Consider the following 12,972-nt stretch of genomic DNA (forward strand, 5'->3'; position numbering starts at 1 on the left):
AGCAAGCTTGCTCGCGAATGGCCAATGGTGCGTTGCGACTCAGGCCGGATCGCGGAATGGCCTCACCACCGCCATGACAATCACCATGCACACCAGCGAGCAGGCGAACATGGCGGCGATCACCGACGGCAGGGTTTCCGGCAGTAGCGTGGACAAGGCGCTCAACGCTCCGGCGATGCCGAACTGAGCCGCCCCCAGCAGCGACGCGGCGGTGCCGCCGTGACGGTCGAAGTACTCCATGAAGCAAGCCTGATTGTTCGGCACCACCCCACCCTGAGCCCCCACGGTAAGCATCATTGCCGGCAGGAACAGCCACACCGGCGCGCCGGTGGCGGTCATGATCGCCAGCAACAGACAGCCGGCGAATTGCAGCACCAGAAAACCGCACAAAATCTGGCGGGAGGAAAACCGGTTCAACAACACCCGGTTGGTGAGGTTGGCAATCAGCATCATCACGATGTTGGCGCCAAACATCAGTGCGAATACGCTCTCCGAGTGACCAAAGTGTTCCTGATAAATAAAGGACGCGTGGGTAATGAACAGCATCATTACCGAAAACGCGAACGCCTGCAGGAACAGGAAAGGCAGCGCCGGGGTGATGGCGAACACCGCCTTGTAACGCTGCCAGAGAGACTCGGCTGGCGCCGCACCGCCGCCATTGCGCGGGCTCTGCCGCAGCACGAAAAAGTAAGTCAGCGGCGCCAGACATACCGCGTACACCGCCAGTAACTGAAAGATGGTATGCCAGCTTCCCACCGCCAGAATGGCGCTGCCGATGCTTGGCGCCACCCCAGGCGCCACCACCATGATCAAACCGATCATACTGAACAGCTTGGCGGCATCCGCGCCATGCACCCGGTCCCGTACCAGTGCCGGCACCAGCACCGCGACGCAGCCGCCGCCGAAGGCCTGCAGCGCCCGCCAGCCCAACAACGCGGAGATCGATTCCGAGCTGCTGACACCGAGGCACGCGACCATGAAAATCAGCAGCCCCAGATACATCACCCGCGCCCGGCCGATGGCATCGGACAGCGGCCCGCCCACCAATTGCCCCATCGCCAGGCCGAACACATAAATCGACAGGCTGCGGGCGATCTCACTGATCTCCACCCCCAAGGCTTCGGCCATGCGGGGAAACGCCGGCAGATAGGCATCCACCGACAAAGGCCCCAAGGCCATGGCCAGTGCCAATACGACAGGCAAGGTAACCGGGTAAGGACGGGACATAGGAGACCTGATGCTGGGGTGTGAACGGGGGACAATAAATAGTTGATATAGTCAAATAATAGAGACGCGCAACGCCGATTTCAACCTTGACCCGTCTGATCGCCCGGCTCAATGAACAGAGGAGCTGGAGAACAGATTCATGACCACCACGCCGGATATGATCAGCGCCATCCCCAACATCGCCGGTGCATCCAGCTTCTGCCCATAAATCAGCCAGGACAGCAACGCCACCAGCACCACGCCAAGGCCGGACCAGATGGCGTAGGCCACGCCCACCGGAATCACTCGCAATGTCAGCGACAGGAAGTAGAACGCCAGCCCGTACCCCAACACCACCACCAGCGACGGCCACAGCCGGGTAAAGCCTTCACTGGCTTTCAACGCCGACGTCGCCGCCACCTCGGAGACAATGGCAATCAACAGGAACAGTCCGTTTTTCATGCGCGCCTCCCATGTCGGGCGTCACTCCAGAAGGAAGCATGATACCCGTCCAGGATAACGTTCGGCACGTTCGGTTACGCTAATTACACCCTGATCAGGTTACCGTTTTCCGTCATCGCGCAGGTGCAGAGCGAATCCGCTGTCGCCGGCGCCCTCCAATCCGGGCCGCAATTCGCACTCGGGGATGGTGTAATCGCCGGCATTCTGCTGGCGGTATGCCAGCGGCGCAATGGTTTCCAGATTGCCCAGCCGCTCCCGCAATCGCCGCGCCGCGCTCTCAAAGTCCCGTTCACCGAAACGGTCCGCCTGATACACCACGAACGGCGGCAGAACCTGATAACCGGGATAGAACAGGATGCCGTGGTGGATCGGGAACAACAGATCCTCCATTGGGCCGTTGATGCCGCGAGCGGAGTAATGCTCCCGCCAACCACCAACAGTCACCATCAGCATCGCTTTTTTCCCCGCCAGGCTGCCCTCGCCATAGCGGTCTCCCCAGCGATGATCGCTATGCTCCCCCACGCCATAGGCGAAACCATAGGCGAACACGCGATCCACCCAACCCTTCAAAATCGCCGGCATGGAAAACCACCACAGTGGGAACTGCAGAATCAAGGTATCCGCCCACCGCAGTTTCTCAATTTCCATCGCCACATCCGCGGTCAAACCGTCGGCAACCAACGCGTCCTTGGAGGCGCCGGGCACTTTCAGCCGCGACCGCGCCGGCAACGCCGGGAAATCGGCGCGATCCACCTGGGACTTCCAGCCCTGGGCATACAGATCCGAGACCCGCACCTCATGCCCCAACGCTTGCAACTCACTTACCGCCACATCACGCAGGGCGCCATTCAACGAGCGGGGTTCCGGATGGGCGAACACCAGTAATACCTTCATGGATCCTCTCCATTGATTGCTTGGAGAAAGAACCATAGCCAGGAAGGCGTTTATCCGGTATACCATGGCAATACATAACATTTAGCTGAAAAATGGATAAATCAAACATCAGTCTGGAGCGCTTGCGCAGCTTCGTCCGCGTCGTCGAAAGGGGTGGTCTGTCGGCGGTGGCACGGGAACTGGGCATAGGGCAATCCACCGTGACCCGTCACCTGCGGGAACTGGAGGAAGCACTGGGAGTACCGCTGCTCAGCCGCACCACTCGCCGTGTCACCGTCACCGAGGAGGGCCGCCGCTACTACACCCGATGCGTGCAGATTCTGCGTCTGCTGGATCAGGCGGCGGCGGAAGCTCGCAGTGCCCGTCGCGCTGAAGCCGGCACCATCCGCTTGTCCTGCTCCGCCGCGTTTGGCGTGCGGCAAGCCAGCCGGCTGGTATTCGCTTTCCAGGATCGTTACCCGGACATCGATGTCGATTTCAATCTCACCGATGAACGCATTGACCTGGTCCGCGAAGGCGTGGACCTGGCCCTGCGTCTGGGCCCGCTCAACGACAGTAATCTCAAGCTACGCCCGCTGGGCCGCTCCCAACGCCTGCTGGTGGCCTCGCCGGAGTATCTGGCCCTCCACGGTACACCCACCTCCATCGAGGCCCTGTCCCGGCATCAGGGCGTGCGCATGACCAATGTGGCGGGCAGTGATACCCTGACCCTGCAAGGACCGGATGGCCGCCAACATGCCGTGCCGTTCGGCGGACGCCTGCGTGTCGATCATGGCCTGGCTGCCCGTGAAGCCTTCGCCGCCGGCCGCGGACTCGGCCCCGTCCATCACTGGCTGGTGGATGACCTGCTGGCCTCGGGGCGGCTTGTGCGGATTCTGCCGGACTATACGTTGCCGCCGGTACCGATCAATCTGCTGATCGTGCCGGAACGCGCCGGCATCGCCCGGGTGCGCTTGTTGATCGATTTTCTGGTTGAGAAGATAAAGGACATTCCCGGAATGGAGCAGGCATGAAAAACAGGCCCTTGTTATGACCGCGACTGATGGCCGCAACCGCTCCATTCCCTGACCAGCCGCTCCCGACCATCCGGAGAGAGCACCACCGATTGAATCAAGGAAGCCGCATGCACTCGCTTTTCGTGGAAGAAACCTGGATCAACGCCTCCCAGGGGCGCCTTTTCGTGAAACGCTGGACACCGAAAAACATCGCCACTCCGACGCCGATAGTTCTGTTCCATGATTCACTGGGCTGTGTCGCACTATGGCGCGACTTCCCGCAACAGCTTGCCGGTGTCACCGGGCGGGAGGTGATCGCCTATGACCGGCTTGGCTTCGGCCAATCGGATCCTCACCCCGGCACATTGGAGCCCGACTTCGTACGGCGGGAAGCGCAGGATACTTTCCCCGAACTTTGCCAGGCGCTGCAATTGCAGAATACGGTGGTCTTCGGACACAGCGTCGGCGGCGGCATGGCCACCTTCTGCGCCACTGCTTTCGCCGACCGCTGCCAGGCGTTGATCACGGAATCCGCCCAGACCTTCGTCGAGGATGTCACCCTGGCCGGCATTCGTGACGCCGACCGCGGCTTCGCCGAAAAAGAACAAATGGATCGTCTGCGCAAATATCACGGCGACAAAGCGGAATGGGTACTCAGCGCCTGGGTCGACACCTGGCTTTCCCAGCCTTTCCAGGACTGGACGCTCAATGACGCCCTGCCCCAGGTGCGTTGTCCGGTGCTCGCCATCCATGGTGACCAGGATGAGTACGGCTCGCTGATTCACCCTGAACGCATCACCTCCCTGTGCGCCGGGCCGGCGACGAAGAAGATCGTGCAGGACTGTGGCCATGTACCACACAAGGAAAAACCGGAGGAAGTGCTGGACGCGATCAAGGCGTTCTTCCGGCAGCTCCCTTCATGACACAATTCGGCGCCACAGTGCCCGGCCCACGATATGCACTTTATCCCTGGGCGCCATCCGCCCCAAATTGGTTTTGATCACCCCTTTGGTGAACCGTGTGGGCTTGCTGTAATCAATATGGACATTGACCACGACCGCCTTTCCATCCGCGGCCAGTTCCAGCGCCCTGTCAATGGCATCCGCCACCTCGCCATTGCCGGTCAATTCCACATAGGCGGTTCCCAGGGCCCGCGCCAAGGCACCGTAATCCACCTTGCCCAGAACGGTACAGGTCTTGCGTCGATAAGGCAGATACTGGGCCTGTGCAATCTGGGACAGTTCGCCATCATTGAATACAAACACCACCACACCCAGTTCTTCACGTGCCGCCGTCAACAATTCCATTGCCGTCATGGCAAAAGCACCATCACCGGCGATCCCCACCACCTGGCGATCCGGATTGGCGAGGCGGGCACCGATCACCGCCGGAACGCAATACCCCATGGCATTGAAATCGCTGGGTGACAGAAAGGTTCTGGCGCCGATGATCGGCATCAGCTCCGCCGCGAGGAAGGTGTGGTTGCCGTCGTCGGCGACGATGATGGCGTCGTCCTTCAAAGCCCGGCGTAGTTGATCGAAAAAGACCACCGGATTCACTCTGTCCTTACTGTCATGGCTCCGCCATTCCTGCCGATAGGCGGCTTTGTGCCCGGCGATTCTCCGATGTATCCCGGTATTGGCGGGTGCCTGCTTGAGTGCCATGACCTCCTCCAGCAATGCTGGCATCACTGTCGCGGCATCCCCTTCAATAACGTGGCGGGCAGGATAGTTGGCGTTGAACACCGCGGGATTGATGTCCACATGTATCAACGCCGGTGGCGGTCGAACACCGTAACTGCCAGTAGGAATCTCCGAAAACCGGGTACCCACCGCCAGCAGACAATCCACTTCCGCGAACACCTCGGTGGCCGCCGGCACAGCGTATTCCCCCATGCCCATGCCGGTATGCAACGGATGGTCAGCAGGGAAGGCGCTCAGCCCCTGTAGCGTCGTCGCCACCGGCGCCTCCAGATGTTCTGCCAGAGTGATCAAGGCCTGCCGCGCCTGCATGGCCCCCCATCCCACGAAAAACCCCGGCTGACGCGCCGCCACCAATTCCCTGGCGGCGGTTTCTATCAGTTTCCGCTCCGGTGATCGCGCCAACGGCATCCCCCGCCATTCCGGCATCCGCTCCACCTCACCGAGGAAATTGCCAATGTTATAGGGTATTTCCACGAACACCGGTCCAGGCTCGCCGCTGACCGCGGTTTCATAAGCCCGATAAAGGGTCGGAATAACATCCTCATGGCAACGGATGCGCCAGGTGGCTTTGGTGATAGGTGTCAACAGCGCGTGCTGATCCATCTCATGGAGTTGATACCGGTGATCACTTTCACTGTGGATACCGCCGCACAGAATCAGCATCGGAATACCATCGATACCAGCCTCGCCAATGCCACTGGCGGCATGAGTGACACCAGCCGCCGGCACGATCAGCAAAGTACCGATCCCCGCCCCGGTGCGGCTCACCGCGTCCGCCATGAAGGCGGCACCGCCTTCATGGGTCACCAGGATCGGAGTGATGTGTTCCGATGAATGCAACTGGTCATACAACTCGGTGGTGTGCACTCCGGGAATGCCGAAAGTATGACGAATCCCCAACTGTTCCAATGCGAATCGCACCAAGGCCGCGCCGGTTTTTTTCATGATCCCCCCAAGAGATTATTGGTTCCGGTTTCACCTTTTTTATAGCCCGCCGGCGATGCCTCGCACCGCCCGCCGGCCGGTCAAAATGCAGCTGGAAAGAAAAGTGCCTTCCAGTGAACGCACACCACAGATGCCGCCACCACCGAAGCCCGCCGCCTCCCCAGCCGCGTAGAGACCGGGAATCACCTTTCCACTCCGGTCCAACACACGGGAATGCAGATCGGTCAGCATGCCGCCCATGCTTTTGCGGCTGATCAAACGCTCCCGTATCGCCACCAACGGACCCGCCGTCCGATCCAGAATCGGCTGTCGCCGGCATGTCCGCAGGCGATCCGGAGTCCAGTCGCGCAGTTGCCGTATGCGCCGGAGCTGATCGTCGTTGTGCCAACGGGCATGGCGCCCCAGAGCGGCATCCCAGGCAAGGAGGTCGTTGACCATGCCACTGACATCCACCCTGGCTTCACCGACCCGCTCGTCCATGCGTACCGCCAGAGCTTCCGGCGTTTCCGCCGTCACCACATCCGGACAATGATCGATCAGCCAATCCACCAGGGAGGGGTCACCGCCTTTCAAGGTGTTCCACAACACCTTCATTATTCGGCGGTCACGAAAATCGGGATTGGTGTCGGTGCCCGATATTGCCAGTTCCTTCACCGCGATACGGTAATTGAGAACCTGCCAGGAATATTGATAAGGTAAGTGCCCGGTCCACCGGCACAACTCACGAGTATCGAAACCGGACACCAATGGCATTGGGCCAATGCGACGCCCGTGACCGTCCATCCACAGAGCGGAACGGGGCGGGATCAAACTCAGACCATGGCCGGGCCAGGCTGGCTCCGGGTGGCCGACCCCGGCAGCGTAGTTCCACATGCGCTGCAGGTTCACCACCTGCCCTCCCAGGGCAGCCACCTGCTCATGCAGCGCGCCATCAATATCCGGATGAGTCCCCGAGAGCATATTGTCCGGCACCGGCCCCAGAGCCGGATCCCAATATTGGCGGACCTTATCCGGGTTTCCGGCGATACCGCCGGTGCAAACCAGGACATGTTCGGCGGCAACCCGGATCTCCGTGGCGCCAGCGTCGCCAAGGCATCCCACTACCCGCCCTGCGGCCATATCCAGTGTTTTGATGCGGCACCCTGTGACCGTGGTCAATCTGTGACGGTTTGGATGTTTATTCAGATGGTGTAACAGCGTCTCCACCATGCCGCGCCCACAACCCCAGGCAATGTGATATCGAGGCAGACTGTTACCATCGCCATAAAGCCCCCGCTCCACCCACTGCACGGAAGGCACGAAGCGTACCCCGAGACGCCTGAGCCAGTCGTACACTTCACCCCGGCACTGGTGCGCATAGGTTTCCGCCCAGGCCCGTCCCCAATGATCCCCGGGGCCAAACCGGGCTGCCCGCAGCCAGTCATCGAACAACCGTTCCGGCGAATCCGGAATGCGCTGCCGGGCCTGCTCGGGAGTGTCGACCAGCAACATGCCACCAAAAGCATCGTGGGCCTGACCACCCAACCGCGGCTCCCGTGATCCGTCCAGCAGGATCACCGGGATATCGTGATCCAGCAGCTCCAGACAAGCGCTAAGGCCGGCCAGCCCCGCCCCGATAACCGCTACCTCAGAGGAATACGTCGGCATGCCAGGATTCTTTTTATATGTAAGGAGCGTCGATCCTTGCCCAGGGGACACGTCGAAGCCTTGACTCGTATCAAGGGAACCGCGGAATTGTTCTTTTATGTATCCCCAAACGGGAACGTCACATTAACGACGACAAAGGCCCCTGGTGTTTGCCCTGCAACCTGACCCACGACATGCACGAGATGCACTGGCCCTGGCGCGCCTTGGCGTGATTCAGAATCTGTAGACGAACCCGAGCAGCCCGATGGCATGCGTGTCGTCCTCGACCAGAGGACTGTCCGCTGCTTCACCAAGCAGACGCGTTACCCCAACGGCTCCCCAGGCGCTGACTGTCTCCGTCATCCGATAGCTGGCGCTGATGCGGAGCGAGGCATCCTTGAAACCGTCCTCCGGTTGATACGGGGCCAATCCCGATGCCGCCGACTCGGTGGCATCAATGCCGAAATAACTGATCATGTATTTCTCATTGGCCCAGGTCGCGCCCAGGCTCGGGGTCACCATCAACCGTTCCGTGGCGTGAATGGGATAAGCCAGAACGGCATTGACCAGCAACCCTCGCTCCACTTCGGTAATGGCCCGAGTGGCGGCCAGGGTAGCCACCGCACCCCAAAGTCTCGTCGAGACAAACAGCCGTGCCCCCAGAGCACTGTCTACCTCGTCGATTCCCCTGGGCACATCATCATCCTGGTAACCTCTCATCCAGTTAGCGCTGACGCCCGCCGTGAATCCGTCGGTATCGATGGCGGTGATACCAATGCCCTCGCCGCTTCTGGCGAAGAAGCGGCCATAGCGTGCGTCAATAAGCGGAACGGGCTCGGCCTCATATTCATCGGAGCCCTGGTATCGGGGCAGTCCCGCGACCCCCAGGCCCAGGGCCAAATGACGGGAGCGGGCTTGTTCCGAATCCGCCGTGCCAAGCTCCAATTCACCCGGCAGCCCCGCTTCCAGATCCGAATCCGCCATCGCCGACGCCGAGATACCCAGCATCACCATACCCAGCGAGCATCTAAAACCCGCCTCACCCATGCGTCTCAACCCATGACCATTTGTCATTTTCATGCCTCGCCAATTAAGATGCGTTGACGCATCCTATTGATTGACTTCCCGGCAAGTCAAGATACATTCATGCATCTTAATAAAGGATTCATATGATGAAAGGACGCCGGCGCGGCGCGGATCTCGAGGCCGCGCTGCTGGAAGCAGCCTGGACGGAACTGACCGAACGCGGATATGGCGGTTTAACCATGGAGGGCGTGGCCAATCGGGCCGGCACCAGCCGACCGGTACTGGCCCGGCGCTGGAACGACAAAGCGGAACTGGCCATCGCGGCGATCCGGCATCAGATGACAAAGCACCCCATGGCCGTGGCGGATCGTGGCGATCTGCGCACGGAGTTGCTGGAATACCTGGAGCTGGCATCCACCCGTGCCAAGGGGATCGCCGCCGTCTTCACCTTATTCTCCAGCGAGTATTTTCAAGACACCTCCTCCACGCCGCAGGACCTGCGCACTGCCCTGTTGGCAGGCGGCAAGGAAACGCTCAGGGCACTACTGGACAGAGCGGTGGAGCGTGGTGAGATCCTGGAGCAAAACCTTGCTCCTCCGGTGGATACTCTGCTGGGCGTGCTGTTTCGTCACCACGTCCTGATGACCTTCTCACCACCGCCGGAGGCATTACGAACGGCGTGGGTGGACAGGATTTTTTTGCCGTTGGTGAAACCACAAGAAGAGTCGTAACAGCGACGAATGATAAACCTGCCGAAAATCCGGCGGATATCACTCGAAACTCAAGGGGATAAATCAAGGGGATAGTGGTGCGCCAGGAGGGACTTGAACCCCCACACCTCTCGGCACCAGAACCTAAATCTGGCGTGTCTACCAATTCCACCACTGGCGCGGGCGGGCACATTGTAGCAGCCAGCCGGGCAAAAGCCAGCCGGCTGTATGGGCCGATAAGGGATCAGCGCTCCAATTGATCCAGGCGGTTGTTGACCTGGATGCGGTAGGCATCGAAGGCCTGGATGGCGGCTTCGATTTCCTTGAGGCGCTCGTCGCTTTGGCCGCTGGTGCGGGTCTGCAAGCGGCTGATGGCGGTTTGCTGGTTCTTGCTCTGCTGTTCCAGTTGTTTCAGCGAGTCCACCAGCACATCCACCTGGGTTTGCAACTGACCGACCTGGGTACGCAGTTGGGCATTGCTGTCGTTGACCGATTTCACCGCGCTGTCCAATTGCTTGCGCACCGCCTCCGCCTGGCCGCCGGCCTTGCGGATGGCCTCATCGTAACCGGCCACGGTTTTTTTCAGTTCCGCCAGGCTGGCCTGGGTGGATTGGACGCTTTGGGCCTGTTTCTTGATCGCCGCGTCGTTGGCGGCGATGGCATCCTTATTGCCCTTATTACTCAGATCCCACAGTTTGCGGATTTCGGAACCGTGCTCCTTCACCGTCTTGTTCAGATCGCCGACGTTGGCCTGCAGTTTGCTGTAGGACTCGGTGGCGGATTCACCGGTCTCGGACAGCTTGGACTGCAGATTGCCGAGTTGCTCGGACGACTCGCTGATCCGCGTTTCCATCCGCGCTTGCAGCCGGGAGATTTCGCTGTAGAAGTAGCCCGCGACCACCGCCAGAAGCACAGCCAGCACCAAGGTGGCGGCGATCCAGCCGCCACTGCCGCCGCCCTTGGCGCGCGCTGGTGGCTCGCGTCGGCCACCGCCCCCTCCCCCGCCACGGCGGGCCGGCTCCCTGGCCGGCGGCCGGTTGTGACTGGAATGGGGCGGATCATCCAGGGAAAGATCGTCGATATCACCCAGCTTGACGTCACGCTCTTGGGTCATAGGGCATCCTGAAGTGGTACCAGTAAAGTGAACGGGAATCTGTCAGACAGGCGGAAACGGCCGCCGTTCAAGGCGCCCATATTACCGTGTCGGGGGAGGCTTGTCCGGCATCGCGTCACGGCCGGCGGGGAGAGGGGATACCGCCGCCGCCACGACGGGCCGGAGGCTCGTCTGGCGGCGCGGTGGCCTGGAGCGGCGCGTTATGGCGCCGCCAGCAGGGCTGGATCAACCGGCGAAGTTTTTCGCGGCGAAGTCCCAGTTGATCAGGTTCCAGATGGTTTCCAGATACTTGGGACGGGCATTGCGGTAATCGATGTAGTAAGCGTGCTCCCACACGTCCACGGTCAGCAGCGGGGTCTGGCCCTTGCCGTGAGCGATCGGGGTGTCGGCGTCATCGGTGTTGACGATTTCCAGGCTGCCGTCGCTGTTTTTCACCAGCCAGGTCCAGCCGGAGCCGAAGTTACCAGCCGCCTTGGCGTTGAACTCTTCCTTGAACTTGTCGAAGGAACCAAAGGCTTTGTTGATCGCATCGGCCAGATCACCGGTGGGCGCGCCACCGCCGTTGGGGCTCAGGCTGTTCCAATAGAAGGTATGGTTCCATACCTGCGCCGCCTGGTTGAACAACCCCCCTTTGGCGGACTGGATGATCTCCTCCAGGGACTTGTTCTCGTCGTCCGTGCCTTTGGTCAACTCGTTGAGCTTGGTGACGTAGGCGTTGTGGTGCTTGCCGTGATGATATTCGAGGGTTTCCTGGGAGATGTGCGGTTCCAGGGCGTTCTTCTCGTACGGAAGCGGCGGAAGTTCAAAAGCCATAGTCATTTCCCCTGACTGTTATCTGACGTGTTGCCATTGAAGCGGATGATCGCAGCCACCCGCAGGCGGAAGTTGCGCTCCCACCCGTGGCCCGGAGCATCATAGCAAGCGGCTTTTCGGGGAACCACATAGACCGGCACTATCGTGTCGATTGGGTGCGGCTGTGTCATCCGCGTCGGTGTCTCTGACACTTGGGGACGATCCGGCCCATCTCAAGTACAATGATGGCGGTTTTTACATCTTGGCTGACCGCCATGGAGCGGTGGACGGCCACCATGATCGAGGAAAAATCATGTCCCAAGACTCCGTTGTCATCGTTAACGGCGCCCGTACTCCCATGGGCGGCTTCCAAGGCAGCCTGGCGCCGGTGACCGCGCCCACTCTGGGCGCCGCCGCCATCCGTGAAGCGGTGGCCCGCGCCGGCCTCAAGGCCACCGATATCGAGGACGTGGTGATGGGTTGCGTGCTGCCGGCCGGTCTCAAGCAGGGCCCGGCGCGCCAGGCCATGCGCCAGGCCGGTCTGCCGGACAGCACCGGCGCCACCACCGTCAACAAGCTGTGCGGTTCCGGCATGCGCGCCACCATGTTCGGTCACGACATGATCAAGGCGGGCAGCCATGACATCGTCGTCACCGGCGGCATGGAGTCCATGACCAACGCCCCCTATGTGCTGGACAAGGCCCGTTCCGGCCTGCGCATGGGCCATGGCCAGATCCATGACCACATGTTCCTGGACGGTCTGGAAGACGCCGAGACCGGCCGTCTGATGGGCTCTTTCGCGCAGGAAGTGGCGGACCAGCGTGGCATCACCCGCGAGCAAATGGACGCTTTCGCCATCGAATCACTGAAACGCGCCCAGACCGCCATCGAGCAGGGCTGGTTCAAGGATGAGATCGTGCCGGTCACCGTGACCACCCGTAAGGGCGAAGTGGTGGTGGATACCGATGAGCAGCCGGGCAACGCCAACATCGACAAGATTCCGAATCTGAAACCGGCGTTCAAGAAGGACGGCACCGTCACCGCCGCCAACGCCAGTTCCATTTCCGACGGCGCTTCCGCGCTGGTGCTGGCACGGGAATCGGTGGCCACCGAACGGGGTCTGCAGCCCATGGCACGCATTCTCGGCCATGCCACCAACAGCCGCCACCCCAGCGAATTCACCGTGGCCCCCATCGGCGCCACCGAGAAACTGCTGAAGAAGGTGGGCTGGAGCGTGGACGACGTGGATCTGTTCGAGATCAACGAAGCCTTCGCCATGGTGGCGATGCTGCCGATGATCGATCTGGGCATCCCCCACGACAAGCTGAACATCCACGGCGGCGCCTGTGCCCTGGGCCACCCGATCGGTTCCACCGGCTCGCGCATCATCCTGACGCTGATTCATGCACTCAAACGCACCGGCGGCAAACGCGGCGTGGCCAGCCTGTGTATCGGCGGCGGCGAAGCCACCGCGGTGGCCATCGAGCTGCTGTAAAAAA

At 61.1% G+C, this 12,972-nt stretch carries 12 protein-coding genes and 1 tRNA gene; 4 read left to right on the forward strand and 9 right to left on the reverse strand.

The genetic code is table 11. The annotated features are described in order from the left end of the window. Window positions 1–39 precede the first annotated feature (39 nt). The 3 genes from RYH70_RS14885 to RYH70_RS14895 form a co-directional block, all read right to left on the reverse strand. Window positions 40–1,227, reverse strand: a complete 1,188-nt coding sequence (locus RYH70_RS14885) for a multidrug effflux MFS transporter (RefSeq protein WP_026948684.1) — start codon at window positions 1,225–1,227, stop codon at window positions 40–42. A gap of 108 nt (window positions 1,228–1,335) precedes the next feature. After that, window positions 1,336–1,668, reverse strand: coding sequence for a DMT family transporter (locus tag RYH70_RS14890; RefSeq protein ID WP_022995601.1), 333 nt, complete (start codon window positions 1,666–1,668; stop codon window positions 1,336–1,338). A 99-nt stretch (window positions 1,669–1,767) separates the two neighbouring features. Further along, window positions 1,768–2,562: an NAD(P)H-dependent oxidoreductase gene (locus tag RYH70_RS14895; RefSeq protein ID WP_317009343.1), complete on the reverse strand. Its 795-nt coding sequence runs from the start codon at window positions 2,560–2,562 to the stop codon at window positions 1,768–1,770. Window positions 2,563–2,654: 92 nt separating this feature from the next. Here RYH70_RS14895 and RYH70_RS14900 point away from each other — a divergent pair, with 92 nt between their 5' ends. Together RYH70_RS14900 and RYH70_RS14905 are read left to right on the forward strand one after the other, a co-directional pair. Beyond that, complete coding sequence (locus tag RYH70_RS14900) at window positions 2,655–3,575, forward strand: LysR family transcriptional regulator (protein ID WP_233917097.1); 921 nt, start codon at window positions 2,655–2,657, stop codon at window positions 3,573–3,575. A 110-nt stretch (window positions 3,576–3,685) separates the two neighbouring features. Continuing rightward, window positions 3,686–4,480, forward strand: a complete 795-nt coding sequence (locus tag RYH70_RS14905; protein WP_317009344.1) for an alpha/beta fold hydrolase — start codon at window positions 3,686–3,688, stop codon at window positions 4,478–4,480. On the opposite strand, the gene RYH70_RS14910 is transcribed toward RYH70_RS14905, so the two are convergent. The 3 genes from RYH70_RS14910 to RYH70_RS14920 form a co-directional block, all read right to left on the reverse strand. Further along, window positions 4,475–6,205 carry a thiamine pyrophosphate-binding protein gene (locus RYH70_RS14910; protein WP_063139988.1) on the reverse strand — a complete coding sequence of 577 codons (1,731 nt, stop codon included), beginning with the start codon at window positions 6,203–6,205 and terminating at the stop codon, window positions 4,475–4,477. The two genes, RYH70_RS14905 and RYH70_RS14910, sit on opposite strands and share 6 nt — an antisense overlap. A 39-nt stretch (window positions 6,206–6,244) precedes the next feature. Next, window positions 6,245–7,852 carry an FAD-dependent oxidoreductase gene (locus RYH70_RS14915; RefSeq protein WP_063139987.1) on the reverse strand — a complete coding sequence of 536 codons (1,608 nt, stop codon included), beginning with the start codon at window positions 7,850–7,852 and terminating at the stop codon, window positions 6,245–6,247. A 213-nt stretch (window positions 7,853–8,065) separates the two neighbouring features. Beyond that, on the reverse strand, window positions 8,066–8,911 hold the full coding sequence (locus tag RYH70_RS14920; RefSeq protein WP_316308730.1) for a MipA/OmpV family protein: 846 nt from the start codon (window positions 8,909–8,911) through the stop codon (window positions 8,066–8,068). An 89-nt stretch (window positions 8,912–9,000) separates the two neighbouring features. Here RYH70_RS14920 and RYH70_RS14925 point away from each other — a divergent pair, with 89 nt between their 5' ends. Continuing rightward, the gene (locus tag RYH70_RS14925; RefSeq protein WP_317009345.1) at window positions 9,001–9,588 is read left to right on the forward strand and encodes a TetR/AcrR family transcriptional regulator; all 588 of its coding nucleotides are present in this window, start codon (window positions 9,001–9,003) and stop codon (window positions 9,586–9,588) included. Between the two features lie 75 nt (window positions 9,589–9,663). On the opposite strand, the gene RYH70_RS14930 is transcribed toward RYH70_RS14925, so the two are convergent. The 3 genes from RYH70_RS14930 to RYH70_RS14940 all read right to left on the reverse strand — a co-directional run bounded on the left by RYH70_RS14930 (window position 9,664) and on the right by RYH70_RS14940 (window position 11,494). Continuing rightward, window positions 9,664–9,748 (reverse strand) — tRNA-Leu (locus RYH70_RS14930). 63 nt (window positions 9,749–9,811) lie between these two features. After that, a complete protein-coding gene (locus tag RYH70_RS14935; protein ID WP_022995608.1) occupies window positions 9,812–10,681 on the reverse strand; it encodes a hypothetical protein in 870 nt (289 codons plus the stop codon). Between the two features lie 225 nt (window positions 10,682–10,906). After that, window positions 10,907–11,494, reverse strand: coding sequence for a superoxide dismutase (locus RYH70_RS14940; protein ID WP_022995609.1), 588 nt, complete (start codon window positions 11,492–11,494; stop codon window positions 10,907–10,909). A gap of 292 nt (window positions 11,495–11,786) precedes the next feature. Between RYH70_RS14940 and RYH70_RS14945 the strand changes: the two genes are divergently transcribed. Then, the gene (locus tag RYH70_RS14945; protein ID WP_026948678.1) at window positions 11,787–12,968 is read left to right on the forward strand and encodes an acetyl-CoA C-acyltransferase; all 1,182 of its coding nucleotides are present in this window, start codon (window positions 11,787–11,789) and stop codon (window positions 12,966–12,968) included. Window positions 12,969–12,972: the final 4 nt, after the last annotated feature.

The sequence above is a fragment of the Alloalcanivorax xenomutans genome (assembly GCF_032810065.1).
GTDB classification, from domain to species: domain Bacteria; phylum Pseudomonadota; class Gammaproteobacteria; order Pseudomonadales; family Alcanivoracaceae; genus Alloalcanivorax; species Alloalcanivorax xenomutans.